Consider the following 26,141-nt stretch of genomic DNA (forward strand, 5'->3'; position numbering starts at 1 on the left):
GTAAGCGATGGGTGATGGTCAAACCTCACGCCGCTACCGCAAACAACGCCTCGAATTCCGTGGACAAGGGCAAGACAACAACGAACCATGCTGGCTCTGTGGCATGGACATCGACTACACCCTCGCCTGGCCCGACGAGCAAGCCTGGGAGCTTGATCACCTCTACCCTCGCAGCACACACCCGCAACACGCAGAAGACCCCGCAAATTTCCGCCACAGCCACTCGCTCTGCAACAACCGCAGATCAAACCGCATGCCAGACGCCGACCTCGGAGAACCGTCAGAGCAGTGGTTCACATGAGGGGTAGGGGCGGTCAAATCACTGGCACCCCCATCCCCCGGACAGGTCCTCGCCGCTCCTGTCCTCTCCCCCCGTTCTTCTGAGAGGGGGGTCGCGCACGCGTGCGCGTGTGGCAGGCCCTTGAGGAGGCAGTGTGAGCGTCTATGAGGCTACTGAGAGGTCTGTGGCGCAGGCCATCGCTTCGGGGGCCTTAGACGCTGATTTGAGCGCTGGTCCTGTGGCTGCTGTTCTTGCTTTGGCCCGGAAGATTGATGGTTGGGATGCCGTGGTTGAAGCGGCGATGGAGGATCGGGAGGACGGCGCTAAGTTGCCGATCCCGTTGCATGACAACACGTCGATTCCGACGTATTTGAGGTATTGCGAGGCGCTGCAGTTGACGCCTTCCAAGATGCCGGCTAAGCCCGCTGCGGAGGTTGACCCGATTGATGAGCTCAAGGCAAAGCGAGGCAAGCGCGCCCAGGCTGGGTAAGACTGAGCCGAGGTTGTGGACTCAGCCGTTGCGTGAGTTGACGCCTGAGACTTCTCTGGGGTTTGAGGCTATTGAGTCTGCCCGGATTGCTGGCCGTCATTTGCATCCTTGGCAAGAGTGGTTCCTGATCCATTCGCTTGAGTTGGCTCTTGGTTCTTTCTCAACGGATGCTTTCCCGGTGCTGCGGTTCAAGACGGTCCTGCTGTTGGTGAGCCGTCAGAACGGAAAGAGCTTCATCATGTCCACTCGCCTGTTGTGGCGGATGATGATGTGGGACGGTCCGGAAGCTGAACCTGCCTTGATTCTGGGTGCCGCTCACAAGCTGAACGCCGCCGAAGAGATCCTGGACCTTTCCGCGAAGGCGCTGCAGCGTTCCGCCGGCCGGAAGTACATTGCCCACAAGTCGAACGTGAACGGCAACAAATACCTTGAACTGACTAACGGGACGCGCTACAAGTGCGAGGCGGCTTCCGATGATGGCGGCCGTGGCCTGTCAGTGACGGACCTTGCCTTTGATGAGCTCCGACAGCAGCGCGACTGGGAATCTTGGTCCGCGCTGACTAACACGACAAACGCTCGCTTCTCTTCACAGATCATTGCGGTTTCGAATGCCGGCACGTCGAAGTCTGATGTGCTGCGCGGTCTCCGCAAGCAGGGCCTTGACCGTATCGCGGACTGGGAAAAGTACGTCGAGTCCGGGATCTCCTCCATTGAGGAGTTCGCGAACTCGCACGATACGACGATGGGCCTTTTTGAGTGGTCCGCCCCTGATGATTGCGATATTTGGGACCGTGACGGGTGGGCCCAAGCTAACCCGTCCATGGGCTACGAGGATGAGAACGGCATTGCCTACGTCACTGAGGCCATGCTTGCGTCTAAGGCGGCCCTCGTTGGTGTCGGTACGGCTGAGGGTGTGCCTGAGCATGTTTTCCGGACTGAGAACTTGTGCCAGTGGGTTGCGCTTGCTGCTGAGGGCCCGTTTGGTCCTGGCGTGTTTGAGGCCTGTGTTGATCCGGAGTCGCGCATCGCGAAGGACTCCCCGCGGGTCTTGACGATCGACACTTCCCATAACCGGGCGTACACGTATCTGGCTGTTGCTGGTTGGCGTGAAGATGGGTTGCCTCACTGCGAGGTCATCATGAAGAGGCCCGGCACTGAATGGGTTGTGGATGCGGTCAAGAACAAGCTGGCGTTCACTCCTGACGCCGTGATCGTTCAGGGACGTGGTGCTCCTGCCTCATCCCTGATCGAGTTCCTTCGCCTCGCTGACATCGAAGTGACTGAATGCCAGGGCAACGACCTTGGCAGCGCTCACGGCCAGTTCAACGACCGTGTTGTGGGTAAGTCCATTCGCTTCCGCGACCAAGGCACGTTGACGCTGGCGGCCGCTGACGCGGTCAAGAAACCTTTGCAGGAAGTCTGGGTGTGGAACCGGGCTAAGTCTCCCGTGGATGTCGCACCTTTGTGCGCTGTGACGTTCGCGCTGTGGGGCTTGGAGATGTTCAAAAACGGTGCTGTCACTCAGACGGCCTACGGCGATGATTACGAGAAATGGTGGTGAGTACGTGGGATTCCTGAACTCCATCACCAGAGCCATCCTTGGCGGCTATCCGTCTAAGCAGACGTTCCGCATTGATTCCGAGCACACTGGAACTTTTCTGTTGCACGGTAATGGTGACGCGAACAGCGTGGAGGGCATGAGCCCCGCGGCGATGTGGGCTTCCCAGCCGCATCTCCGGACGGTGATTGACTTCCGCGCCCGTAACTGCGCGCAGCTTGGCCTCCATATGTTCAAGGCTGAGGGTGAGCAAAACGTCAGGGTGCGCGGTTCTGTGGCGCACGGGGTTCTGAAGAAACCCAACACGCACATGACCGGCCCGGAGCTCGTCTATGACTTGGTTGCCACCAGCTCTCTGCACGATGTGGCCTACTGGCTCATTTTGCCGCGGACTGATGGTGTTGCCGGCAAGCAAATCCAGCCCGTCCCGCCCGACTGGGTAACTCCCGGGGACCCGGTTGAGTTCGAGATCCGCGAATGGACTGTGTCGCCGCCGTTCACTGACAAGTACATCAAGGTCCAGGCCGACCAGATGGTTGTCTTCCCTGGATGGAATGCTTTGTCGCCGTTCACGGCTTCTTCGCCTGTAGAGACGCTGCGCTTGATCCTCGAGGAGCAGCACCACGCCCGCGTCCACCGCAAGCAGTTGTGGAAGCGTAACGGCCGGGTGGGGACGTACATTTCCCGCCCAAAGGATGCCCCGTCTTGGGACGGGACTGCACGCAAGCGCTTCAGTGAGATGTTCGAGGCGTTCACCGGTGACAAGGGTGAACGTGCCGGCGGTTCTCCGCTCATGGAAGACGGCATGGAGCTCAAGCGTGTTGGCTTCGCGTCCGCTGATGAGCAGTGGTCCGATTCGGTCAAGCTCTCGCTCGAAACCGTGGCGCAGGTCTACCAGGTAAACCCGACGATGGTCGGTGTTCTGGACTCGGCCAACTACTCGAATGTGCGGGAGTTCAATAAGAGCCTCTACACGAACACTCTTGGCCCGATTCTGCGTCTCATTGAGGCCAGGCTGAACGCGTTTGTTCTGCCGCTGATTGGTGCCGCCGAGGGCGAGTTTGTGGAGTTCAACGTTGAGGAGAAGCTCCGGGGTTCCTTCGAGGAGCAGGCGGCCATCATGTCAGCTTCCGTGGGTGGGCCGTGGATGACCCGTAACGAGGCCCGCAGGATCCGCAACTTGGCCCCGATTGATGGCGGTGACGAGATCATCACGCCGCTGAACGTACTTGTGGGCGGGCAAGCTTCACCCCAAGACGGTGGTGAGCCTGTTGTTGAGGCTGAACCAAAGGTCATTGCCGAGGTGTGGCGCAAGACGCTCATCCGGCAACAGGCAGTGGTTCCCGGCAAGGGCTGGGAAACCGAGCGGTGGGACCGCGAACTGACTGCTGACCTGACCGCGGCAGGAGTTCCTGACGCCGAGAAATTGGCATCCCACCTCAACGCCAAAGTAAACGCCATCTGGCATGACGAGGGCGTGACTCCCATGGAGCTCGTTGCGCGTCTCGACCAAGGAATCATAAAGCCCGATCTTGAAGGCATTGAGGAGTAACCGTGAAGCTGAAAACCAGCCCCGTGACCATCAAGGCCGCCGGCGTCGATGACGGCTTGGAAGAGGGGCAGTTCACCGGGTACGCCTCAGTGTTCGGCAACAAGGACTCCTATGGTGACGTCGTCGTGAAGGGCGCATTCGCTGAGTCCCTGGCCGCGTATGGCGAGAAGGGCGCCGGCGTTCCGGCGTACTGGTCTCACCAAATGCAGGACCCGGACATGAACATCGGCAAAACCGTCGAAGCCTACGAGGACGACCACGGTTTGTTCGTGAAGGTCCAGCTTGATCTTGAGACTGCCAAGGGCCAGCAGGTCCACCGGCTGATCAAGGATGGCCGCGTCTCTCAGATGTCCTTCGCCTATGACGTGCTTGAAGGTGCGTGGGTTGATGAGAAGGACGCGGACGGGAACTACAAGGGCCACTACGAGCTCCGCAAGATGAAGCTCCACGAGGTGTCTGTTGTCCCTGTGGGCGCGAACCAGGAAACCGAACTGCTGGCCGTCAAGGGCGGGGCAGTTGAAATCTCAGGTACGGGGAATGACCTGCACCTGAGTCTGAAGCTTGGCCGTGCAATATCGGCCAAAACGGAGTCCAAGATCGTCGCGGCGCGGGATGCGTTGAACGAGATTTTGGAGTCCACCAAAGAGTCTGACGAATCGGAAGTCAGCGACGAGGAACCGAAGAGTGGCAAGCCCGAGGAGCTGGAAACGGCCAAGGGTGAGGACCGCACGGAGGTCAAGGCGCGTAACGGCAACCCTGACGTAGCACTCGCAAACCTTTCACTACTCGACATCTAAAGGAGATGCCATGAATTTGAAAGCACAGCGCGAGACTGCGGCTAAAGCTGCACGCGCAATCGCTGAAGGCGCGAAGGCCGCAGAGCGCGACCTGACCGCCGACGAGGTCACCAAGATCAACGGTCTGGTTGAAGAGGTCAAGGGCCTTGACATCCAGATCAAGGCTGCCGAGGATGCTTCGGCCCTGCTGGACACCATCGGCACCGGCCCGGAGGTCAAGCAGACCCCCGCCCAGACGACCGCAGCAAAGTCCCTGGGTGAGCACGCTGTTAAGGGCTTCGGCGAACAGCTCGCCAAGGTCAAGGGCAGTTCCGAGCGCTTCTCGTTCGGCACGTCCGAGTACAAGGCTGCAACGGACTCCCACGCCCGCGCTGACGGCGGCGCGCTGCACGCTCAGATCGATGAGACTGTGGTGCAGGGCTTCCGGGAGCGCCCGACAGTGGCTTCCTGGCTGGGCAGTGGCACGCTGACGGCTGCGTCCATCACGTATTACGTGGAGGCGCTGAAGGAAGGCGCGTTCTCGGCCGTCGCTGAGGGCGGGCTCAAGCCGCAGCTCCACTACACCTACGATCAGGTCAACGACGCGCTGACCAAGATCGCCGGCCGTGTGAAGATCAACGACGAAATGGCGGAAGACCTGCCGTTCCTCGTTTCCGAGATCAACGGGCGCCTGCTCTACGATCTGGTCATGTTCGAGGAAGCTCAGCTCCTCAACGGCAACGGCACCGCTCCGCAGCTCCGCGGGCTCCTGAACCGCTCCGGCGTCCAGGTTGAGGCGTCCGCTGCTGCTGCGGACAACGCTGACGCGGTCTTCCGCGGCATCACCAAGGTCCAGACGGCCACAGGTCTGACGGTTGATGGCATGGTCATCAACCCGCTGGATTACCAGAAGTTCCGCCTGTCCAAGGACGCCAACGGCCAGTACTTCGGCGGCGGTATCTTCACCGGCCAGTACGGCAACGGTGGCATCCCGCAGCAGCCCGGGCTCTGGGGCCAGAACACCATTGTTACTTCGGCAATCGCCGCGGGCACGGTGCTGGTTGGTGCCGGTAAGCAGGCCGCAACCGTGTACCGCAAGGGTGGCGTGCGTGTTGAAGCTACGAACTCCAACGAGGACGACTTCAACTACAACCGGATCTCCATCCGGGCAGAAGAGCGCATCGCTCTGGCCGTCCGTAAGCCTTCCGCTTTTGTGAAGGTCACCCTTTCCAACCTGTAGGCACCGCTGATGGTGGCGCGTTCATGACGCGCCACCATCGCTTTCCCTGAGGAGGGGACATGGAAATTTACGAAGTATTGATTAACGGCATCCCGCACACCGTCCAACTGGATAAAGCGCCCAAGGATGCCAAGCCTGGCAAGGCTGGCACGGAGGACCCGAAGAAGTCCGAAGAAGCTGCCAAGGCTAAGGAAGAGGCTGAAGCGAAGGCGGCGGCGGAAGCAGAAGCGGCCGCCAAGAAGGAAGCGGAAGAAGCTGCCAAGGCTGCCGAGTCCGAGAAGGCCAAGCAGCCAGCCAACAAAGCATCTACTCCGGCCGCGAAGTAGCCGCAAAGGAAGGGAGTTGCCATGCCAATACCACCCATCGTGGAACTGACTGACGGCTCCCTTCCCAAGGGCCCACAGTTCTGGCTGGATGCAGCCACAGCCCAAGTCCGCCGTTACTGCGAATGGCACATCACGCCCGAAGTCCAAGAGGATCTGATCCTTGACGGCTCTGGCACGCGGTCACTCTTGATCCCGTCCGGGCATGTCAAGAGCCTTGTCTCCTGCACTGATCAAGGGGTTGATGTTCTGGCTGATGTTGATGTCTCCGAAAAGGGAGTGTTGACGCGCAGGTCCGGCTGCTGGTCTAGGCGGAACGGTAGCGTTCGCGTCACTGTTCTGCATGGCTTTGAGTCAGCCCCGGATGTGGCCGGTGTGATCGCCGAGGTCGCGGCCCGCGCTGCAACCTCGCCAGGAAACGTCGTGCGACAGAACACAGGGCCCATGGGCGTCGGATACGCAACCGTTGGCGGGGCTCCTATCAGCCTGCCGCTGTTGCAATCCGAAAAGGACATCCTCGCACCGTACAAACTCGTTTGGGGGCCCTAAACATGGGGATTGTGAGTAGCTTTCCAAGGTCCTGGCTGACAAGCGTGACTGTGCTGCGCGGTGGTGGCCGTGACCCAAAGGGTAACCCGCTGCCGGCGACTGAGATTCCCGTGGCTGACTGCATCATTGCGGCCCGTGCGACGTCGGAACCGACTGACCGGGCGGACCTGATCGCAAGCACAGCGGTTCTGTACCGTGACCCTGACCCGGGCTTCTCGTTCCTTCCGAAGGATCGTGTGCGTGTACCAACTGGTGCGCTGATGGCTGGTGAGTGGTCTGTTGATGGCTTGCCGGGTGAGTGGCCGCTGGGTGTTGAGGTTGGGTTGGTGAGGTCCTGATGGCGTTGCGGAGGGTCCGTGGTTCTAAGAGCTATTCGGCGGATGATTCGGGGCTGAGGGAACTGGGCTCTAACCCAAAGGTTGCGGCTGCCGCTCTTGAGGCTGGTAAGCGCCTGGCGGGCAATGCTGAGGCTGTTGGTCGTGGGACGTATGAGGCTAAGCCGGCGATCGTCACGGTGGGTTGGAAGAACGAGCTGCGGGCTGGTGCTGTGGTCCGGGAGGTTGACCCGGATTTCAGGGATGCGCGTGATTCGATTCTGCTCCGCGTGATGGCGTCCATGAAGGCGGTGCGCGGTGATTGATGGTCTCGTTTTCCCTGATGTCCGGGAGTGCCTGACTGATCTTGTGGACGGTACAGAGCATCTGGACGCAACAGTCCGGATGGTCTGGCATTTGCCGGCTGACAGCTACGGCACTCTTGAGGGCCCGTTTCCGATTGTGCTGGTGTTCACGAATGGTGGCACGCAGGGTTTCATTGACCGTGTGGACCGGGTGACGTTGGAATGCTACGCGCCTGGCACGCAGGCTGTGAACACTCTGGAATCCATCCTCGCTTTCATCTGCGGCACTGGCATTGAGACAGCTCACGGCTACTTGGACAGCATCAGCATTGATCAGGTCCCGGAGGATGTCCCCTATGCCTCGGACACGCTGAACAAAGCCGCGGCCTCGCTGCTGGCTACTTCCCGACCTCTCTAATACCCCGACTGGGGACAAAACAATTCACATTGCCCTTGAAAGGGGTTCATTGCTATGCCTACACTCCAGACCCAAATGACTGGGGCCGATTCCCGCGCCCTCATCCGTAAGATTCAGCGTGCGATTGCCATGCTCGCTCCGATGAGCGTAGATCTCCCGGAGACGCTCTATTCGGCCGGGTCCCTTGTGGACCTCAAGGCCGCCGGGTTCCTGCCCATCGGCATTGTTTCTCCCGATGGCTACTCGTTCTCGCGAGAGGTAGAGAAGGAAGCCGTTGACGCTTTCGGCTACGCCTCCCCGGTTCGTTCCGACGTGACCACGGTGCCGCGTTCAGTCAGCTTCACGCCCCTGGAAAAGGGACGAAAGCACATGTACGAACTGACACTCGGCGCGGACCTTACCGGCGTCACCCAGGACCCGACCACCGGCGAGATCGTCATTGACGAGCCTGACCTGCCGATCAACGCCGACTACCGCCTCATCATCGTCGGGGAAGACGGTCCTGCTACTGACAACTGGATCCTCGGCAAGGGTTACCACCGCGTGAGCCTGGCGACCACAGCCGAAGAGGTTTGGGGCACCAGTGGCGCCGTGTCCAGCCAGCTCACATTCGACGTGTTCACCGATGACGAGGTGGGCACCCCGGTGCGCCACTACATCGGCGGCACGGGCGCGGTGAAGCACAAGGACGTTCTGGGCTTCACTCAGGGCGTGTAGCCCTCCCTTAATCGCGGTGCGCGCTGTTCTCCGGGTGGCGGCGCGCACCGTTCCCACTTACACCCGGCCTTCATTCAAGGAGTCGATATGCCCCGCTTCACCAAGGAATCAGACGGCCGCCAAGTCGTCGTTGAAACATCCGTTCCCCGCGAGGCCGCGCAGTTGCGAGCCGAGGGTTTCGCTGAACAGAAGGCCCGCACGGCCGTCGTCAAGGAAGCTGACGCCGCTAAGGCTGAAGCGCCCACGTCCACCAAGTAAACCCACCCCTCACACCCGGAGGTATCACCATGGCTGTTGACAAGCCGACTATTCACCTGTCCCTTTCCGCTCTTGAGGCTGAGGTTTCGAAGCCGGAAGCGTTCGTGCTCGCTCTCTCCGGAGGCAAGCGCATCACGTTCCCGGACCTGTTCGACATGCCAGCCGATGAGGCGGGCGAGTTCTTCAAGGACCTTGAAGAGAGCGGCCAGAACGACTTCGCATTCTTGGAGAAGTGGCTGTCTGCGAAGGACTTCGAAGCGTACAAGGCTGAGAAGATCCCGCTCCGCGTGCACGCTGCAGTGGTTCAGCGGGTCATGGACTACTACGAGCAGACGGTTGGGAAGCCGGGGGAAGGGCGCGCCTCCGCGAGCTCCTAACCCGCTACCGTCCGCAGATCCGCGCTGACCTCGCACACGAGTACCCCGGCGTGGATCTGGCGGAGTGGTATGCGGGCAAGCGGTGGGTGGCGTTGCTCGAACTAATCGACATGCTGCCCGCCGCGAGCCGGCTCAACGAGGCGATCGCGAATGACCCCGAAGCGGCAAAAGCTATTGCTGCCGCGAACCAGGGCAGGGAAAGCGAGCCGTGGACTCCGCGCACCGCTGAATGGGACCTCACAGCCACGTTGCTCAGTGACATCTCGAACGGCATCAAGGTGCTGACCGCGGCGACGATCAAGGTCAACGGCGGCAAGCCTGGTGACGTGAAGCCGTTCCCCACCCCCAAGTCTGAGATTCAGGCGGCCATGAAGGCTGCCGAGCGTGAATGGGCTGTGCGGTTCGCCGGCCAGTTTGGTTTCTCTTCGGAGGACCTGTGACAACTCAATAGGAGGCCCCATGCCCGTCATTGGCATCGCCGAAGTGCTCGTGAAGCCAACCTTCAAGGGCACCCAGGCTGAAGTTTCCAAGGTCATGGACGGGGTGGGGGTCTCCGCTGGCAGGTCTGCCGGCGCGAACGTGAGCAAGGGCTTCTCTGAAGGGGCCGCGAAGCTCAAGGCTGAGGTCAGCCAGCTCAACCAGGTCATCTCCAAGTCTCAGGCGCAGATCACTTCGGCCCAGTCGAAGATCGTCGCATCAACCGAAGCTGAGACCAAGGCCCTTGGTGCGGTTCGGGTTGCTGAGCTGAAGCTGCAGGAGGTTCGCGACTCTGGGAAGGCTAAGGCGTCCCAGATCGCGGCTGCCGAAGAGCGATTGGCTGAGGCGCGCCGGAAGGCTGCTAAGTCAACTGGTGATCGTCAGACGGCTGAGCGTGATCTTGCGAAAGCAACGGCGGATCTGGAATCCGCACAGGGCAAAGCTGCTACGGCATCTGGTGAGCTTGAGAAGAAGCTCAAGAACGTTGGTGACGCATCTGAGGCTACCGAGAAGAAGACCAGCCGCCTTGGCGATGCGATGGGTAAGGCCTTCAAGTGGGGCGCTGTCGCTGCTGGTACGGCTGCTGTTGCTGGCCTTGGTGTTGCGCTCACGAAGGGATTCGGGCGCCTGCAGTCCATTGAGGATGCTAAAGCGAAGCTGACCGGGTTGGGGCACTCCGCCGAAACCGTACAGGGCATCATGAATGACGCGATGGCATCCGTGAAGGGTACAGCGTTCGGTCTGGATGAGGCTGCCTCTGTGGCCGCGGGCGCTGTCGCTGCTGGCGTGAAGCCAGGCAAGGACCTTGAGCGCACGCTACGCCTGACTGGTGACGCTGCAACTATCGCCGGTGTTGGTATGGGTGAGATGGGGGCGATCTTCAACAAGGTCGCTTCATCGAACAAGATCCAAGGCGACGTGATCGCTCAGCTCAACGACGCTGGTATTCCCATCGTGCAGTTGCTCGGCAAAGAGCTGGGCACCACTGCTGAGGAAACCCTGAACCTTGCCTCTGAGGGCAAGATCAACTTCGAGACCTTCCAGAAGGCCATGGAGAGCGGCCTTGGCGGTGCTGCGCTGAAGTCCGGTGACACGCTGAAAGGTGCCTTCAAAAACACCATTGCTTCTCTTGGGCGTATCGGCGCGAGTCTGCTGTCCGGGGTGTACCCGCGGATCCGTGAGTTCTTTGCCGGCGCAATCGAGTGGTTGAAGCCACTTGAAGAGGGCGCAAAGATCGCGGGCGCCGCAGTCGGCGGATTCTTGGACAAGGCGCTCGATGGCGCGCAGGGTCTCTATGACCTGATCATCAAGGGCGACTACACCGGCAAGCTCGCAGCGGCTTTCGGGTGGCAGGAAGATCACCCACTCGTGGACTTCCTGTTCAAGGTACGTGAAGGCGCTATCGGCCTCTATGACCTGCTGGTCAAGGGCGATTACACGGGCATGCTACGGCGGGCTTTCGGGTGGGAAGAGGATTCCCGCGTTGTGGACTTCCTCCTGGCCGTGCGGGAAACCGTGCTGAAGATTCCTGACGCTTTGAAGAAGCTCGTTGACGGTGGCAGTGACGTTGCTAAGTCGCTGTGGGACATGCGTGTCCCCATTGGCATCATCTCTGGTCTGATTCTCACGGCTCTTATCCCGCACTTTGTTGCGCTCGGTATTGAGGCGTTGAAGTCGGCCGCTCAGCAGAAGCTTGCTTGGTTCGTCTCTCAGGGTGGCGCTACGAAGGCTGCGTTTGTGCACTCGTGGGCTGTGACGGTCATGGTTGGCGGTTGGGTGTTGATGGCGGCCCAGGCCACTATCAACGCGGCGAAGATCGCTGCTGGCTGGTTGATTGCTATGGGTCCTGTTGGTTGGATCATCGGCATCATCGCGGCTGTGGTGGCTGCGTTCGTGTGGGCTTACAACAACGTTGGCTGGTTCAAGGACGGCGTCGATGCGGCTATGCGCTGGATCGGCGAAGTTGTCACCAACGTTTTCAACTGGGTGCAGGACGTCATTCGTGGCGTCGTTGACTGGTTCACGGGGACTGCCCTTCCTGCTTGGGATGCTGCGATTCAGGCTATCGGCGGGTTCTTCAACTGGTTGTGGACTGGTGTTATCAAGCCGGCTTTCGATGGTATCGCTGCTGTCATCTCATGGGTGTTCAACTCGATCATCAAGCCTGTTTTTGATGGGATCTCCGCGGCGGTCAATGTCGTCGGCGCCATTTTCAACTGGCTGTATCTGAACGTTCTGAAGCCTATGTTCGATTCGGCGAGCGTGATTATCGGCGGGTTTTACCTGTTCTTCCGCGGCATTTTCCAGCTTGTCGTATCGGTCATTATGAACATCATTGTGCCGGCGTTCCAGTCCTTCTGGGATCAGATGGTGGCGGTGTTCACGGGTATCGGCGCGACCGTTTCTGACTGGTGGAACGCTGCGGTTGCGATTTTCAACGCGGCTGTGACTTTCGTTCATGATGTTCTTGCTGCAGCGTTCACGTGGCTGTATGACAACGTGATCAAGCCGGTGTTCGATCTGATTGGCACAGCGGCTACATGGCTGTGGAACAACGTGCTGAAGCCAACGTTTGATTCGTGGGTTTGGTTCTTCACGAAGGTCATCCCGGACGCGCTGAACTGGCTGTACCTGAACGCTATCAAGCCAGTCTTTGACGCTATCGGGTCCGCAGTCAATTGGGTGTGGCTGTACGTTCTGAAGCCGGTCTTTGACGTGTGGGTGAACCTCTTCACGGTGGTCATCCCGAACGCGTTGAACTGGCTGTACACGAATGGCATCAAGCCGGTGTTTGACAGCATCGGCACTGCGATTAAGACAGTTTGGGACACGGTCATCAAGCCGGTGTTCGATTTCCTCACGAAGGCAATCAATGAGGAAATCCCGAAGGCGTTCGAGACCGGCGTTGCTGCGGTCAAGAAGGCTTGGGACACCATCCAGGACATCGCGAAGGCGCCAGTGCGGTTCGTGGTCAATACGGTCATCAATGATGGCCTGATTGGCGCGTTCAATACTGTTGCTGGGGCCCTTCCGGGTATCGACAAGTTGCCCAAGGTGGCGCTCCCGGCTGGTTTTGCTGATGGCGGTTACACGGGTGACGGCGGTAAGTATCAGCCTGCGGGCATTGTGCATGCTGGCGAGTTCGTGTTCACCAAGGAGCAGACCAAGCGGGCTGGTGTTGGCAATCTTTACGCGATGGCCAAAGCTTTGGCTGGTTACGCGAAGGGCGGCTTGGTCCGTCCGATCGGTAGCGCCACTGTTTCTCAGCCTTTCCATGGTGGCCACAACGGCATTGACTTCGCAGCACCGACTGGTTCACCTGTTGTTGCTGCTGGTCCAGGGCGTGTGTCCTCCGCTGGTTGGTCGTCGTATGGCGGCGGTAATGAGATCCACATCGATCACCCGAACGGGTTGCAGACCTGGTACGCGCACCTTTCATCGTTCGCGGTGAAGATGGGCCAGATGGTCACGGCCGGTTCCAAGATCGGCGAGGTTGGTTCTACCGGTAATTCCACTGGCCCGCACTTGCATTACATGGTGCTGAACGGTGGATGGCCGAACTACAAGAACCCTTCCGAGTACTTGGATGGTGGCGGCGAGTCTGGTTCTGGTGGCGGGTGGAGTTTCGACCCGATCGCGCCGATTATCGACGGACTTGTTTCCCTGTTCAAGCTGACCTTCCCGGCTGGCGGCATGATGGCTGACCTTGCTATCGGCATCGGCAAGAAGGCCTTGACCAGCGCGTCGGACTTCTTGACTGGTAAGGCTGGGAAGAGGCCTGAGGGCGGCAAGGACAGTATGGGCTCCACGGGCCTGCCGTACCTGCATGATAACGGCGGCATTTTGAACCCTGGCCTGTCGCAGATCATGAACGCCACTCGCAAGCCGGAATACATCCTGAATGACAAGCAGTGGGAAGCCATGTACAGCCTTTCGGCTGGTGGCGGTAACCGTCCGGGCCTGAACATCGAGCAGCTCATTGTTCGTGATGCTGACGAGGCTGTCCGGAAGTTCGAAAACTCGCTGTCTGACATGCAAGCGGTTCACCAATAAGTAGGGAGTCTCATGGGTATCAGTTATGCGATTCCTTACCGGCCGCCGGCGCCTGCTGCGAGTCCTTGGACGCGGTTGCGGATGACGTGGACGGCTAAGGGTGTGACGTGGCCGTTGACTAGCCCGGCATCGGGGTTGTTTCTGATGCCGGGCATTCGGGGGCTGGGCACGGTCACCACGGAACGGCATGCAACGTCGTCGCCCGCGGTGGCCGGTTCCAAGCATGAGGGCATTTCGGTTCTTGACCGTGAGGTGTTCTGGCCGGTCCATATCTTCTCTGATGGGCGCCTGGATGAAGAGCCCGGGTCTGTGACGTGGATGCAGCGGGACCGTGCTTTCTGGCAGGGCATGGACCCCAACGACACTGGCGTGTGGGAGGTGCATCTTCCGGACAGCACAAGCCGGAGGCTGCGGATCCGTTTCCGTGACGACGGAGACCACACAGTCACATATGACCCGATGAAGTACGGCTGGCAGTCGTACGGTCTCAAATTCATTGCAGAACATCCTTTCTGGGAGGGCGTCCCGGCCGTGAGGTCATGGAAGAACGGCGAGTATTTGCCGCTCTTCGATCCGACAGGGCCGCAACTGTTCAACATTGGGTCAGGGTCGGAGATCTCCGAGGCCACCATCGACAACCTGGGTGACGTCGAGTCATACGCCCGCTGGTTCATCGACGGGGAAACCACTGAGGCGGCGGTTGGCGTGAACGGCCTGGTGGTTGAGGTTCCGTTTGATGTGCCAGAGGGCAAGTGCCTGGTGATCGAATCGGAGCCTGACCTTATCGGGGCGACCATGTACGACGTCGTTCCGGGCGCACCCAGCAAGCCGTCCGAGCGTGTCATTGGCGTGGACATGGTGAACCCGGTGGACCGTTCGGCGGATCTGGGTGAGGCAGACTTCGCGCCAATCCCAGCCGGTGCCAGCGTTCCGCTGTCCCTATCTCTTACTGGAACTGGCGCTGTGGAAGCACTGTTGCCGTCGTTGTTCAGGAGGGCTTGGTGAGCATCTTCCGGATCAGCGTATACGACAAGGACCGGAAGTTTGTCTGCCAGATTGGCAACCCGTCTGCGCTGTCGCCAACAGTGCGGCACGGCCTTGTGAGCACCATGACGATGACGGTTCCTCTTAGCCACCAGCGTCTACCGGCGCTCTTGGCCGATGGAGCTCGTTTGGTCGTGAAGTTTCAAGGTGAGCACTTGATCTCTGGCCCTATCACAGCTGAAGAAGGCGAAACGAACGGTGTGGACGGGCATGTGACGTTCACCGTCGAGGATGACTTCCGAATCTTGCGGGAGATCCTTGGCTGGCCGGTCCCTGGCGCGTCTCTAACAGGGCAATCTGCGGAGTACCGGACGTACACCGGCAACGCGGAGACGATCATCAAGACGGCGGTGCAGGAGAACGGTGTCAACCGACTTGCTGTGCCGGGCCTGACTGTGGCGACCAACGCGAACCGTGGCGCAATTGTCCCTGGTGGTGTGCCTCTTCGAATGCACCCGCTCATGGATCAGATGTTCCCGGCACTTGAGCAGGCCGGCATTGGCGTCACTGTGAAGCAGATCGGGACCAATCTCGTCCTTGATGTGTATGAGCCGCGCCTGCACCCGCGAAAGCTGTCCGTGAAGGGCAGGACGCTGAAGAAAGCGAACTGGACCCGGAACCGCCCCACGTCGTCCCGTGTGGTTGTGGCTGGCCAGGGTGAGGGTGTTGACCGGAAGTTCCGGCAACTCATCGACACTGCCCGAGAAGCCCAGTACGGGATGCGGGCTGAAACGTTCCGTGACGCCCGCGACGACAACACTGACTCAGTCTTGGATGCCCGCGGCAAAGAAACCCTGGACGAGAACGGGCCCAAGAACGGGCTCTCCCTCGACCTCGCCGGCACGGGGATCTTCCAGTACGGCGGCACGGATGGCTTTCGCGTGGGGGACCGCGTGCCGGTGGACATCGGGAATGGGCTTGTCATCACGGAGACCATCCGCGAAGTGAAGCTCACGTGGAAGTCCAAGGATTACGCCCAGATTGAACCCTCCATCGGAGAAATCACAAACCAGCCTGCGCGGATTATGGCGCAGCGACTTGCGGCCGTTTCTAAGCGGCAGCGGAACCAGGAGCGTCTCTGATGCCAGTGGAATTCACATCCCGCGGCTATGACACCACGCCGGCCAAACCGTACAACGAGGATGCTTGGGCGTTGGCTCATTCTCGGGCACCTATCGGTTCTTCCCGTTATGGGGTGTCTGGGGCGAATGATTGGAAGGTCAGCATCGTTGCCGGCGCTACCCGTACCGTGTCGATCACGGCCGGTACCGGCTTTGGTTGCGGTGTCACGGATCAGACGTTCGAGAATGAGACCTTGGACTTTCCTCCGTCCGCTTCTGGCACACGCTGGGATACGGTGGCTGTCCGGCGTGATTGGACACCTACGGCGGGTGAGTCAAAGTTTGTTGTGATCCCTGGCGGATCCACGAAGGCCGTCTCTGGCGCCCGCCTGTCTGGGCCGGGAACGATCGATGAGCAGCCCATTGCGTTGGTGCCGATCATCGAGAACCAGACCCAGCCGGGCGAGATCGTGGACATCCGTTGCTGGGCGTCCAATGGTGGCGTGTACGCGAAGGACGTCCTTGCTTGCCAGTACCTTGGGCAGCTTGGCGCGATGGTCACTGTGGGTTATGAGCAGTACCAGTACATCCTTGGCGATAACGATTCGCCGGCTTGGGTGAACGTTGGTGGCGTGATGCGTGGCCCGGTGCCGCTCACCTTTGACGCGGCCATCTACGTTGAGCAGGGCACGTGGATGAAGAACGCTGTGAAGGCCCCGGCGGTGTCCCGTATCGGCCGGCGTGTGGAGCTGCAGGGCGGCCTGGCTAACTTGGTCCCGATCAAGTATGACGCCATGGATGTGAACAAGCCGGGAACTGAGTACACTCTGGCGACGGTCCCGCCGGAGTTTGCACCCAAGGCTCCGAGTGAAGTCCTCACGCCGTTGCTGGTCAACGCATATCAAGCTGATTTGAGGGTGACGCCGGGCGGGGAAATCAAGATCAGTTTCCGTTCGGGCGTGCCGCAGCAGATTGCGCGGGCCATGGTGTTCCAACTCGGCGGGCTGGGGTGGTACGTGTGAAATTCCGTGAAGCTCTCGGCGGCCTGACCCGTACTGACTGGGCATTCGTCCACTTCAAGGCTGCGCTCGGCCTGTTGTGGATCATCCCGCTCCTGAAGAGCCCATCCGTTCAAGGAACAACCCCACCATGGTTCATCCTCGCGTGGGGGTTCTTCACGACGTTGGGGTTCGTGGTCTCTGTGGTCGGGCTGGTGATGTCCGCGCAGCACTTCGAGACCCGCCGTAACGGGTTCCGGGTGGAGATGTCCGGCATTGTCCTGATGATGTCCGGGCCGTTCATCTACGGGCTGCTGCAAGTCGGGCTGGCTATCTCGACGGGCACGGACAGGTCAATCGCCATCGCCTTCGCGTACATCATTTGCGCGGCGCTGGTGACTCGGATGGTGATGATCAAGGCCGCGGCGAAGTCCCGGACAGTGATCTACCGCTACACAGAGAGCTTGAAGGATGACTGAACTTTACTTCGCGCTCCGGATCCTGGCGGCCGAGCCTGAACCGCAGTACTTCGGGATGACAGCGCCGGTGCTGCTGGGTGTTGGTGGTCTGCTGATCACCCTGGCCGGGACTCTGGTTGCTGCTTTCAGTAAGAAGTGGCGGACGCCGGCGGATGACCGCGAAGACAAGAAGATCGGCATCGAGGCGGATGAGAAGCTGCTGAAGCGGTTCCAGGATGTCATTGCCGAGTCGGACGCGAAGGTTGGCCGGCTTGAGGCCCGAATTGAACGGGTGGAGGAAGAGCTTGAAGAGCTCCGTTCCGAACGTTCCCGCCTTATCGACTGGATTTACGCGGCCATCAAAGTGGTTCGTGACCTTGGCGGCATTGATCAGCTCCCGCCCCCTCCCCGTGGTGTGACTATCGCGGACCATCCCAGCGCACGGCACGAAGCCAACACAGGAGGCACGTCATGAGCCTTGTTCTCTACGCTCCTAGTCGGGGCCCCATCACTCAGTGGTACGGGAACACCCAGCCGGATGGCCTGCCGCACGCTGGCCAGGATTACGGCTACACGGACGGCCGGAACGTCTACCCAGAGGTGTACGCGGCCGCTGATGGTGAGGTGTTGTTCGCGGGTGACAGCCGGGACCTTGGGTGGCCGAACCAGTGGTATCTGAACCCGGACTTTGACCGCAGCGACAACGTTGATACGTCCGCCGGAAACGTTATCATCCTTGGCCACAAAGCAGGCGGGGCATCGTTCATCGCTGACACGGGCTATGGCCACCTCGAGCGTTTCCTTGTTCGCAAGGGCGACTGGGTTTCCGCTGGTGAGCAGATCGCTGTGAAGGGCAACACCGGGTATTCGTTCGGGAAGCATCTGCATTTCTTCCTGATGTTCCGGCCGTACAACTACAACACGAACACGTACGGCTGCAGCAACCCGAATCCGTACATCACGGCGGGTGGCATGTCCATCGGACCGGCAGGCCAAGTCTCTAAGCCGGTCGCCTCTCCCGCACCTATCTACACGGCGGACCAGCAATTCTTTATCGACCTCGACATCCCACTCCCGTAAGGAGCTTGTCATGCCCAAAGCTAAAGACCTTTCAAACCAGGCGAATCTGCACTTTCAGACTGATGCCATCATCAACGGTGGCGAGTCCATGCGGGGCGGCAAGTCCCTCGAAACTCAGATTGCGGAGGCTCCGGAGGCGGTGCTGTGGAAGCCGATCATGGACTGGGGTAAGTACAAAACCTCTGTCGTTGATCAGCTCGTGTTCACTGCTGAGGCCTTGGACCGCATCGAAGCGCGGCAGACTGCACAGCAGTCAGTTCTGGACCAGATAGCGGCCGCTTCCAACAACGGCGTCCCCGTAGTCATCGACTATGACGAGATTGAGAAGCGCATCGCAGCGAACATGCCCACCTACGTTCCGCAGGTCAAGGAGGGTGACAACTAATGGCTGATCATCGTGCCCTTTCGACCCAGGAGCGTAACCCGCGTTCTGCTGTTCTCCGCACTGTCCTTGTGGCGGCGGTGGCACTCTTCCCGTTGCTGAACGTGGCTCTCAAGATCGTGGTGGAGGAATTGGAACCGTACCGCGTGCATCTGCCTGAGTGGCTGTTCGCGGCCCTGAACGTTTCGATCACGGTTGTTGTGGTGCTCATCGGCGTCTTCACCCGTGTGATGGCTATCCCGGGTGTGAATGAGTGGCTGCGGAAGTATGTTCCTTTGTTCGCCCCTGAAGACGACGCACCCGACCACCGCGCCTAAACCCACCACCCACTTTTTCGGGGCGGACCATTACCGTCCGCCCCGCTGTATTTAAGGAGCCCCACTGTGGCTGATTACCCGATTGGGATGGAACTGGTTGTTGACCCGGACAACCCGATGAATGTTGTGGTGAACGGTTCGGTGGGGATCTACGCGCCGGAAGACACGGCAGGCACCACTTTGCTGGCGTTGAAGGACGCAAACGGGTTCCCCTTGGCTAACCCTTTGACGTCGAACGCTTACGGGTTCCTGCCACCATTCCTCGCACCACTCCCGCAGGTTCGTTGGATCTCCGGCGAGTTCACAGGGTTCTACAACTCGTACATCGGCCTCCGAGACGAAGCAGTAGCAGCCAAGAACGCCGCCCAAGACGCTGTCACCGAAGCGGCTGGCGCTGGAGCCAGCGCGGCAGTCGCTCAAGCGGCCGCTGAACTCGCCGCCCAAGCAGCAACCGGCGGCGGGGTAGCGCTCGACCCAACTGACGCGGACACCCTCGTATTCACCACCAAGTCTGATGGTTCCATAGCTGTGGATCCTGCCGACGCTGACGCCCTGCTCATCACCGCCTGATAGGAGCCCCACCCATGGCTATCAAGAAAGTCCCGTCGCTTGACGGGTCCGGCAAGATCTTCAACAAGCACATCCCTGACCGACTGCAAGATGCGGAACTTAATGCCACTTACGCCACCCGCGCAAGTGCCCCGTTCACGATCAACTCGGTAGACGGCGAAGGAAACCCAACGTCCATCACCTACCACGTTGCTGGCGGGGATGTCACGACCACTTACACCTATGGCGTGAACGGTGTTGCCACCGAAACAACGGCAGGATCCACCATCACATACACCTACGATGGCTTCGGCAACCTGACAGGAGCGGTCTGATAATGGACGCAGTAACCCTCAGCCAAGCCCTAGTTGACGCTAAAAAGAAGTACGTCGGCAAGCCTGGAACTCGACGTTCCATGATCCCGCTGTCAGCTCCAAACCAGACGACAGCCGCAACCAGCTCTGACTTCACGTTCCGTTCCATGGTGAAGTTCCCCCGGCCAGTAAAGCGGTGGCGCTTGGGGATCATGAACCGGAACCTTCGGTCGACAACCATTCCCACCTCCCCTATCACGGTCACTGGCGTATACATTGGCGAACCTGTCTACGGCGCCTCTGTTGCCTCTGGCGGTCGCTGGGTGGGGGCATGCACTGGTGCGCTCACGCAGGTTGACGACGGCTTCACTGTCCCCGTCAACGGAAATCGTGGATGGTCTGACTGGGTCACAGAGGAAACGTTCGAAGCGGGTGTTGAGCGGGTTATCTCTTGGGGCTCAACGACTGCCGCAACAGGAACAGGCGTCGCCTTCGGGAACAGCCTTCAGGTGATCCGTGCTGCCGGTTCTGCGAACGCGGGTAATGCCACGCTGAGCGGTGCCACTACGGGTGTTTCGCTGGCGTTTGGTGACATCGTGATTGAGTACGAATTTGCTGAGCCGATCCAGACCGGCCTGTTCGTTGGTGATTCAAACACGCTTCACTACAACCCGAGCACGCCGCCGCTTTTGCCCAGCGCGGGAGCGGGAACCCTTCCTTACGAAACATGGCCATGTGTTGCTGGGGATATGGGCGGGTTCGCTGCCATCAACCTGGGAGTCGGCTCGACCACCATGGCTGAATGGGGCTCAACCGTTCCGATCCTTTGGGACCGGGTGGATCTAGCCAGCTATGTCGCAGACTTCGCGGTAGTATCCCTTGGCACCAACAGCCTCGCCGCTGGGCAGTCGCAGGCGTTTCTGGATAACTTCCGGCTCATCAACGCCAAGCTGCGGGCGCTGGGAATCACCCGCATTTTCTGGACTGACATCACGCCCCGCGAGTACGCCAACCTACATGGAACCCTTACAGCCGCAGCATCCGCTGGGGCAACGTCCATCTCATCGACGTACAACGCTCCCAACGGTACGATCCTCATCGGTTCAGGCACGAACGCCGAGCAAGTCACTGTATCGGGGACATCTGGCGCTGGACCGTACACGCTCACTGTAGGCGCACTTGCAAATGCTCACGCGGTGGGGGAATCCGTGACCAGCGGGAATGAGATGGAGCGCCGGCTCTACAACAATCTACTCAGGCAGTTGCCGGATGGAATCACGGGCGTCGTTCCGTTCGAGAAGGCTCTGGAAGCATCTCCGAATAGCCCGTCCTGCGACCCTAGGTATGTTTCGCATGACGCGCTACACTTCCTGCGCTCCGCTAACGCAGTGAAGGCTCAGGTAACTATCAGCGCTGGTGTTGCTCCGAAGATCAACTAGGCGCAGTCAGCGGCGAACCTAGCTAGGTCGGACCCGTTGAAGTGCGAGGGGTCGCCATGCTGTCCGGAAACGGCGAGTGTGGTGACCTCTTTGCCAGCGGCTTGCAGGCCTGCCGCAAGGACATCAGCGTTTTGTTTGGCAGGTACCCATGTGTCTTCGGGTGATGCAAGAACACGGTACTTGGCGGATGGCAGGGTGTTGAAGTTATGAGCTGGGATCGATGCTTGCGGCACAGTAGTCGAGCCATAAGCCGTTTGAATCTGCGTATCGGCGTCAGGGACGTTGCTCACAGTGAGCTGATCGACCACGGGCATGGTTCCGTACCAGCACTTCGGGGCATGCCCACCTTGCGCCATGGAGTTGAGCGATGTCAGCCCGCCCATGGAGCCCGCAACGTACAGGGTGGCATCCTTGCCGACCTTCTCAGCCGCCCACTTCGTGAGTGCGGCAACGTCAGCCACGGCATCCGCGTTGCCCCAGGCGTTCCCGTGGAAGTCGGCGGAAGCTACAGCCCAACCATTGACGCGCAGCTCGTTGAGCCACGCTTCATTCATGCGCGTGTCAGCAGTCCCGCCTTGGCCATGGAACCAGACAGCAAGACCCTTCGCAGACCCGCCCGCAAGGTCAAGGCGCATCGTTTGCCCGTTAACCTTCTCCACAATGGTCTTGTCACCGTCCGGATTCTTCGACCCAGTGCCACATCCGGCCAGAGTTACTGCAGTGGCGAAGGCAAGGGCCGCTCCCCAAAGACGAATTCCATTAGCGGCCAACGCCATATCCCCCAAAATCAAATGCTGTCAAGTCAAGCTAGTATAAGCGCACAAGAAGCCTCCAACATAAGACCGGCTTCTACGCGGAAGGCAACACGATGCAAGTAGACGGAATACATTCAACATCTCGTGCCATAACTACACAAACCACAGGCCAGCTCCCTAGCTCTGGGTTTGCAGACCACCAACCCGGGAGCTTGCTTGAATGGCTGCCTGTTGTTCTTCTCGGGATTTCGGCGACTGCATCACTGGCGGTCGTAATTTTGCTGATTCGCAGCTTCTAGATTGCGACGGCAGCCGAGGGTGAGTCCTCGCCGTAGAACTGAGTGGCTGGCCCGTAATAGGGCCAGCTAGCAACACACAGCACTTCGTCTCCATCCTCGTCAACAAAGACTCCCGCGTGCGCCAGATGGTCGTCACACTCGCAGCAATCACACGTATGCAAGCTCTCATGACCTCGGGCTAGATGGCAACCGTGAGATCCCCAGTAAACCCTGCATCTGTTGTCTTCCATGAAGCAATTCTCCCAGTTGATCGCCAGATTAAACAGGGCAACATAAGACCGGCAGTGTTCCCCAACGTAATAGAGCCCCATCCTCATCAGAGGGTGGGGCTCTTCCTGCGTTTAACTGTCCGTGCGGATGACGATGGCTTTGCAGTCAGCCGGGATCAACTCACGAGCATTTGCATAGGCTGTCTCGTAATCGGCGCCAGACGCTTGCACAGTGCCATGCTCGCCGGACTCGTTCTCAATGGTCAAGGTAACTTCCACCCCACCATCTTGGCATGATGGGAGACATGGAGATCCTGCCGCCGACGTCGTTCCTGCTCGATGGCGTCACGTACGAGTTCATCCACCCCGAACGCGTAGGGCCCGTGGAGGACGTCAAATCATGGGAGATGGGCCAATACCCCAAAGTGCATGCGCTAGTGCCACTGAAGGCCGGTGGGACAGTTGCCGTCTACGCTGAGGCAAAGCACTGGAACCGAACCCAAATCAGCGTCAACTGGTACGACGACGACAAAGTAAGCCTCACCGCCTGGCTACCCAAAGGCGACGTCCGGCCGGTGACTGACTCCGAATGGGACATCGACGAATACAACCGCTGCCCCGAATGGCTCCGAGTCATCCAATGGGGCAAGAGATTACCGGGATTCCTGCCAGAGTGAATGGCTACACCTTTTGGCGCACTTTTTAGGCTCATGCACGCTGGGTCCATTCCATGCACGTTTAGCGTCGTTGGCTACACCCATGGCTACACTTGGGCAGTTTCTTGGGTGTTTGGCCGGGGAATAAGAGAGGCCCCGATCCCTTATGATTACTGGGATCGAGGCCTCTTCTGCTCTGAGCTTCCTATCAGAATCGAACTGATGACCTTTTCATTACGAGTGAAACGCTCTACCGACTGAGCTAAGGAAGCACCGCGTTCATCACCGGTTTCCCGGGCGATCACGCAAGACATAACTGTAATAGAGGCACCGCACTCGGGTCAAAACGAGGGCAGGGCGGCCGTTGCGGGGATGTTCACCCGCGCGTCGGACCGGGTTCAGGCAGTGGTTTCCCTGCAGCCGGAAGCTGGGGAATCAACTGTGGCGAGATCCATCCACCATGCATACAAGCGAAGTCGCGTAACAAACTGAAGGAGCCGCTCCATGAACGGGGACGCATTGAACGGGGACGAAATTAGCAGGGACGACAGCCATGCACCGAACCGGTTGAGGCTAGCCGTCGTGGACATGGTGGGCACCACCATCACCGATGATGGCCGCACAGAGCGGGCCATGTCCAAGGCACTTGTGGAGCACGGCATCAAACCGGGTAGCACCCGGTTCGAGAGCATGCTCGGCTACGCCCGGGACACCATGGGCTTCTCGAAATTGACCGTTTTCAGCCACCTCTTCGAGGATCCCGCTGTGGCCGAAAGCGCAAACAAAATTTTCGAAAAAACCTATGACGAGCTTATTGAGGACGGCGGTGTACGCGCCATTGCCGGGGCGGAAGACGCAATTCTGTGGATGCGTGAGTCCGGCATGCAGATTTGCCTGGCCACGGGATTCGGCCGCCACACGCAGAACATGGTGCTGGAGTCGCTCGGGTGGATGGGCCTGGCGGACCTTAGCCTCTGCCCTGCCGATGCCGGGCGTGGACGTCCGTACCCGGACATGATCCTGACAGCCGTGCTCGCGTTGGACCTCGATGACGTGCGCGAGGTGGCAGTGGTGGGCGATACCAGCTCGGACATGCTTTCGGGCGTTCGTTCCGGAGCATCCCTCGTGGCGGGCGTCCTGACCGGCTCGCACTCGGAGGCCACGCTACGCGCGGCCGGAGCCACCGTCGTCGTGGATTCCATCAAGCAGCTCCCGCTCCTGGTGGAGAAGCGGGACGCCAGGATCCTCTAGCATGTGAGACCGTCCTGAGGCAGCTTTCCGTCTACGAAGTAGTCGTCGACGGCGGTGCTGACGCACGAGTTCGCGCGGCCGTAGGCGGTGTGCCCCTCACCTTCCCACGTGACGAGGGAAGCATTCTCAAGCTGCTTGCGCAGCGATTGGGACCACTCGAGCGGGGTGGCAGGATCACCAGTGGTGCCCACCACCACGATGGGCGCAGATCCGTTGTATTCCACCGGTGCCGGGGTGCGGGTGCTGGGGTAGGGCCAGTCCTTGCAGGTGACACCGCCGTAGGCGAAGAACGCACCGAATGTGGGGGAGTCCTGCAAAAGGCGGACTTCCTCCGCCCGCATGCCGGCAGTGTCCGTAACCATCGGATAGTCCAGGCAGTTGATGGCCTGGAACGCGAAAGCGGAGTTGGAGCTGTATGTGCCGTTGGGGTCGCGGTCTGCACCCAAGTCCGCAAGCCGCATCATCTGGGAGACGTCACCGGAGAAGGCGCTCTCCAGCGCCTGAGTCAGGGCCGGCCAGCTTTGATCGTTGTAGAGGGGCAGAATGAGGCCGTTGACGAAATCGTTGGCCGTTACCAGGCGGCCGTCCTTGGCGGTTTGGGGATTCTGGTCAACGGCGTTGATGAGATCACGGATTTCCTGAACACCGTTGTCCACGGATCCGCTCAAAGGACACTGTTGTTGTCCCTGGCAGCTGGCCACATAAGTGCGGAGGGCCCTTTCGAAGGCGCGTGCCTGGCCGGCTGTCAGTTCCTCGTTGCTGTTGGCTGGATCCACGGCGCCGTCAAGGACCACGCGGCCCACATTGTCCGGGAAGAGCGAAGCGTAGGTGGATCCGAGGAACGTGCCGTAGGAGAAGCCCAAGTAGTTGAGTTTGGCGTCGTTCGCCACGGCGCGCAGGATGTCCAGGTCCTTGGCGGCGCTCACGGTATCGATATGGCCCAAGACATCACCGGTCTGCTGGGCGCACTGCTCAGCGAAGGCTTTGTTAAAGGCAAGTGCGGCAGCCAGTCCTTCGTCGGTGTTCTTGCGGAACACTTTTTCGCGCGCGGCGTCACGTTCGGCGTCGGTCATGCAGGTCACAGGAGCGGAGCGGCCCACGCCCCGGGGATCAAAACCGACCACATCGTAGTTTGCCCGCAGCTTCTCGGTGAAGTGGGTGTTGCCGGCATCCTTGATGAAATCGACGCCGGAACCACCAGGTCCGCCGGGGTTGACCAGGATGGACCCTTGCTTGTTCCCGGTGCTGGGCAACTTGATGACGGAAAGCGTGATCTCCCCGGACGCCGGATTAGCGTAGTCCTTAGGCACCTGGACCTTGCCGCAGTGGTAGCCATCCTCGCACGAGTTCCACTCCACCGATTGCGAGTAGAACTTTTCCAAGCCTTCAGGAGCTGAGGCAGCGATGGACGGATCAACCGTGCTGGTGGAGGGCTTGGCCGTTGGGGTTGGCAGGAACGGAAGGGTGCAGGCGCTGAGTACCAGCATGGAAGCAAGGGCAACGCATAGCGCCGCAAACCCGCGGCGGGGCCCACGCCCCGCAACACCCCGGCTTGCCGAACCACCACCCGCATCAAGCTGGGCAGACCGGTCCCTTGAAGGGGTACCGGCGGACCGGCGGGGTGCGGACTTCATGCATTCTC

At 60.0% G+C, this 26,141-nt stretch carries 32 protein-coding genes and 1 tRNA gene; 29 read left to right on the forward strand and 4 right to left on the reverse strand.

Going from position 1 to position 26,141, the window contains the following annotated elements; translation table 11 throughout:
• Positions 1–7 precede the first annotated feature (7 nt).
• The 27 genes from KCX59_RS04670 to KCX59_RS04800 all read left to right on the forward strand — a co-directional run bounded on the left by KCX59_RS04670 (position 8) and on the right by KCX59_RS04800 (position 21,329).
• A complete protein-coding gene (locus KCX59_RS04670; protein WP_179018563.1) occupies positions 8–301 on the forward strand; it encodes a hypothetical protein in 294 nt (97 codons plus the stop codon).
• Between the two features lie 133 nt (positions 302–434).
• Positions 435–770: a hypothetical protein gene (locus KCX59_RS04675; RefSeq protein WP_179018561.1), complete on the forward strand. Its 336-nt coding sequence runs from the start codon at positions 435–437 to the stop codon at positions 768–770.
• Positions 771–1,008: 238 nt separating this feature from the next.
• Positions 1,009–2,331: a hypothetical protein gene (locus KCX59_RS04680; protein WP_370629223.1), complete on the forward strand. Its 1,323-nt coding sequence runs from the start codon at positions 1,009–1,011 to the stop codon at positions 2,329–2,331.
• Positions 2,309–3,880 (forward strand): phage portal protein, encoded by a 1,572-nt coding sequence (locus tag KCX59_RS04685; RefSeq protein ID WP_179018557.1) that lies wholly within the window; start codon positions 2,309–2,311, stop codon positions 3,878–3,880. The genes KCX59_RS04680 and KCX59_RS04685 overlap by 23 nt, the downstream gene beginning before the upstream one ends.
• 2 nt (positions 3,881–3,882) lie before the next feature.
• Positions 3,883–4,677 carry an HK97 family phage prohead protease gene (locus KCX59_RS04690; protein WP_179018555.1) on the forward strand — a complete coding sequence of 265 codons (795 nt, stop codon included), beginning with the start codon at positions 3,883–3,885 and terminating at the stop codon, positions 4,675–4,677.
• Between the two features lie 10 nt (positions 4,678–4,687).
• On the forward strand, positions 4,688–5,896 hold the full coding sequence (locus KCX59_RS04695) for a phage major capsid protein (RefSeq protein ID WP_179018553.1): 1,209 nt from the start codon (positions 4,688–4,690) through the stop codon (positions 5,894–5,896).
• A gap of 59 nt (positions 5,897–5,955) precedes the next feature.
• Positions 5,956–6,222: a hypothetical protein gene (locus KCX59_RS04700; RefSeq protein ID WP_179018551.1), complete on the forward strand. Its 267-nt coding sequence runs from the start codon at positions 5,956–5,958 to the stop codon at positions 6,220–6,222.
• 21 nt (positions 6,223–6,243) lie between these two features.
• On the forward strand, positions 6,244–6,768 hold the full coding sequence (locus tag KCX59_RS04705; protein WP_179018550.1) for a hypothetical protein: 525 nt from the start codon (positions 6,244–6,246) through the stop codon (positions 6,766–6,768).
• 11 nt (positions 6,769–6,779) lie between these two features.
• Positions 6,780–7,106, forward strand: a complete 327-nt coding sequence (locus KCX59_RS04710; protein ID WP_179018548.1) for a hypothetical protein — start codon at positions 6,780–6,782, stop codon at positions 7,104–7,106.
• On the forward strand, positions 7,106–7,408 hold the full coding sequence (locus KCX59_RS04715) for a hypothetical protein (RefSeq protein WP_179018546.1): 303 nt from the start codon (positions 7,106–7,108) through the stop codon (positions 7,406–7,408). The genes KCX59_RS04710 and KCX59_RS04715 overlap by 1 nt, the downstream gene beginning before the upstream one ends.
• Entirely contained in the window at positions 7,401–7,805 is a 405-nt protein-coding gene (locus KCX59_RS04720) for a hypothetical protein (RefSeq protein WP_179018544.1), read from the forward strand. The genes KCX59_RS04715 and KCX59_RS04720 overlap by 8 nt, the downstream gene beginning before the upstream one ends.
• Positions 7,806–7,859: 54 nt before the next feature.
• Entirely contained in the window at positions 7,860–8,522 is a 663-nt protein-coding gene (locus KCX59_RS04725) for a hypothetical protein (protein WP_179018542.1), read from the forward strand.
• An 87-nt stretch (positions 8,523–8,609) separates the two neighbouring features.
• Positions 8,610–8,780, forward strand: a complete 171-nt coding sequence (locus tag KCX59_RS04730; protein WP_179018540.1) for a hypothetical protein — start codon at positions 8,610–8,612, stop codon at positions 8,778–8,780.
• A 29-nt stretch (positions 8,781–8,809) separates the two neighbouring features.
• On the forward strand, positions 8,810–9,157 hold the full coding sequence (locus tag KCX59_RS04735; protein ID WP_179018538.1) for a hypothetical protein: 348 nt from the start codon (positions 8,810–8,812) through the stop codon (positions 9,155–9,157).
• A 50-nt stretch (positions 9,158–9,207) separates the two neighbouring features.
• A complete protein-coding gene (locus KCX59_RS04740; protein ID WP_179018536.1) occupies positions 9,208–9,597 on the forward strand; it encodes a hypothetical protein in 390 nt (129 codons plus the stop codon).
• A gap of 19 nt (positions 9,598–9,616) precedes the next feature.
• A complete protein-coding gene (locus KCX59_RS04745) occupies positions 9,617–13,687 on the forward strand; it encodes a peptidoglycan DD-metalloendopeptidase family protein (RefSeq protein ID WP_179018534.1) in 4,071 nt (1,356 codons plus the stop codon).
• A 144-nt stretch (positions 13,688–13,831) separates the two neighbouring features.
• Positions 13,832–14,692 carry a hypothetical protein gene (locus KCX59_RS04750; protein WP_179018533.1) on the forward strand — a complete coding sequence of 287 codons (861 nt, stop codon included), beginning with the start codon at positions 13,832–13,834 and terminating at the stop codon, positions 14,690–14,692.
• The gene (locus tag KCX59_RS04755) at positions 14,689–15,813 is read left to right on the forward strand and encodes a Gp37-like protein (protein WP_179018531.1); all 1,125 of its coding nucleotides are present in this window, start codon (positions 14,689–14,691) and stop codon (positions 15,811–15,813) included. The genes KCX59_RS04750 and KCX59_RS04755 overlap by 4 nt, the downstream gene beginning before the upstream one ends.
• Positions 15,813–16,814, forward strand: a complete 1,002-nt coding sequence (locus tag KCX59_RS04760; protein WP_179018529.1) for a hypothetical protein — start codon at positions 15,813–15,815, stop codon at positions 16,812–16,814. Before KCX59_RS04755 ends, KCX59_RS04760 begins: the two co-directional genes overlap by 1 nt.
• Complete coding sequence (locus KCX59_RS04765) at positions 16,811–17,269, forward strand: hypothetical protein (RefSeq protein WP_179018507.1); 459 nt, start codon at positions 16,811–16,813, stop codon at positions 17,267–17,269. The genes KCX59_RS04760 and KCX59_RS04765 overlap by 4 nt, the downstream gene beginning before the upstream one ends.
• Entirely contained in the window at positions 17,262–17,723 is a 462-nt protein-coding gene (locus KCX59_RS04770) for a hypothetical protein (protein ID WP_179018506.1), read from the forward strand. The genes KCX59_RS04765 and KCX59_RS04770 overlap by 8 nt, the downstream gene beginning before the upstream one ends.
• On the forward strand, positions 17,720–18,328 hold the full coding sequence (locus KCX59_RS04775) for a M23 family metallopeptidase (protein WP_179018504.1): 609 nt from the start codon (positions 17,720–17,722) through the stop codon (positions 18,326–18,328). Before KCX59_RS04770 ends, KCX59_RS04775 begins: the two co-directional genes overlap by 4 nt.
• Positions 18,329–18,338: 10 nt before the next feature.
• Complete coding sequence (locus KCX59_RS04780; RefSeq protein ID WP_179018502.1) at positions 18,339–18,713, forward strand: hypothetical protein; 375 nt, start codon at positions 18,339–18,341, stop codon at positions 18,711–18,713.
• Positions 18,713–19,027 (forward strand): hypothetical protein, encoded by a 315-nt coding sequence (locus tag KCX59_RS04785; RefSeq protein WP_179018500.1) that lies wholly within the window; start codon positions 18,713–18,715, stop codon positions 19,025–19,027. The genes KCX59_RS04780 and KCX59_RS04785 overlap by 1 nt, the downstream gene beginning before the upstream one ends.
• Positions 19,028–19,093: 66 nt before the next feature.
• Positions 19,094–19,597 carry a hypothetical protein gene (locus tag KCX59_RS04790; RefSeq protein WP_179018498.1) on the forward strand — a complete coding sequence of 168 codons (504 nt, stop codon included), beginning with the start codon at positions 19,094–19,096 and terminating at the stop codon, positions 19,595–19,597.
• Positions 19,598–19,611: 14 nt separating this feature from the next.
• Positions 19,612–19,911: a hypothetical protein gene (locus tag KCX59_RS04795; RefSeq protein WP_179018496.1), complete on the forward strand. Its 300-nt coding sequence runs from the start codon at positions 19,612–19,614 to the stop codon at positions 19,909–19,911.
• A 2-nt stretch (positions 19,912–19,913) separates the two neighbouring features.
• Positions 19,914–21,329, forward strand: a complete 1,416-nt coding sequence (locus KCX59_RS04800; protein WP_179018495.1) for an SGNH/GDSL hydrolase family protein — start codon at positions 19,914–19,916, stop codon at positions 21,327–21,329.
• On the opposite strand, the gene KCX59_RS04805 is transcribed toward KCX59_RS04800, so the two are convergent.
• Together KCX59_RS04805 and KCX59_RS04810 are read right to left on the reverse strand one after the other, a co-directional pair.
• Positions 21,326–22,105: a hypothetical protein gene (locus KCX59_RS04805; protein ID WP_218649578.1), complete on the reverse strand. Its 780-nt coding sequence runs from the start codon at positions 22,103–22,105 to the stop codon at positions 21,326–21,328. The two genes, KCX59_RS04800 and KCX59_RS04805, sit on opposite strands and share 4 nt — an antisense overlap.
• Positions 22,106–22,724: 619 nt before the next feature.
• The gene (locus KCX59_RS04810; protein WP_256871551.1) at positions 22,725–22,859 is read right to left on the reverse strand and encodes a hypothetical protein; all 135 of its coding nucleotides are present in this window, start codon (positions 22,857–22,859) and stop codon (positions 22,725–22,727) included.
• Positions 22,860–22,885: 26 nt separating this feature from the next.
• Between KCX59_RS04810 and KCX59_RS04815 the strand changes: the two genes are divergently transcribed.
• Positions 22,886–23,269: a hypothetical protein gene (locus tag KCX59_RS04815; protein ID WP_179018491.1), complete on the forward strand. Its 384-nt coding sequence runs from the start codon at positions 22,886–22,888 to the stop codon at positions 23,267–23,269.
• Positions 23,270–23,447: 178 nt separating this feature from the next.
• On the opposite strand, the gene KCX59_RS04820 is transcribed toward KCX59_RS04815, so the two are convergent.
• Positions 23,448–23,520, reverse strand: a tRNA-Thr gene (locus KCX59_RS04820).
• A 232-nt stretch (positions 23,521–23,752) separates the two neighbouring features.
• Between KCX59_RS04820 and KCX59_RS04825 the strand changes: the two genes are divergently transcribed.
• Positions 23,753–24,499, forward strand: coding sequence for an HAD family hydrolase (locus KCX59_RS04825; RefSeq protein WP_178993404.1), 747 nt, complete (start codon positions 23,753–23,755; stop codon positions 24,497–24,499).
• Here the strand turns inward: KCX59_RS04825 and KCX59_RS04830 are convergent.
• Positions 24,496–26,133, reverse strand: a complete 1,638-nt coding sequence (locus KCX59_RS04830) for an alpha/beta hydrolase (protein WP_179018489.1) — start codon at positions 26,131–26,133, stop codon at positions 24,496–24,498. The genes KCX59_RS04825 and KCX59_RS04830 overlap by 4 nt on opposite strands.
• Positions 26,134–26,141: the final 8 nt, after the last annotated feature.

It is taken from the genome of Paenarthrobacter nitroguajacolicus (assembly GCF_051027655.1).
GTDB lineage: Bacteria > Actinomycetota > Actinomycetes > Actinomycetales > Micrococcaceae > Arthrobacter > Arthrobacter nitroguajacolicus.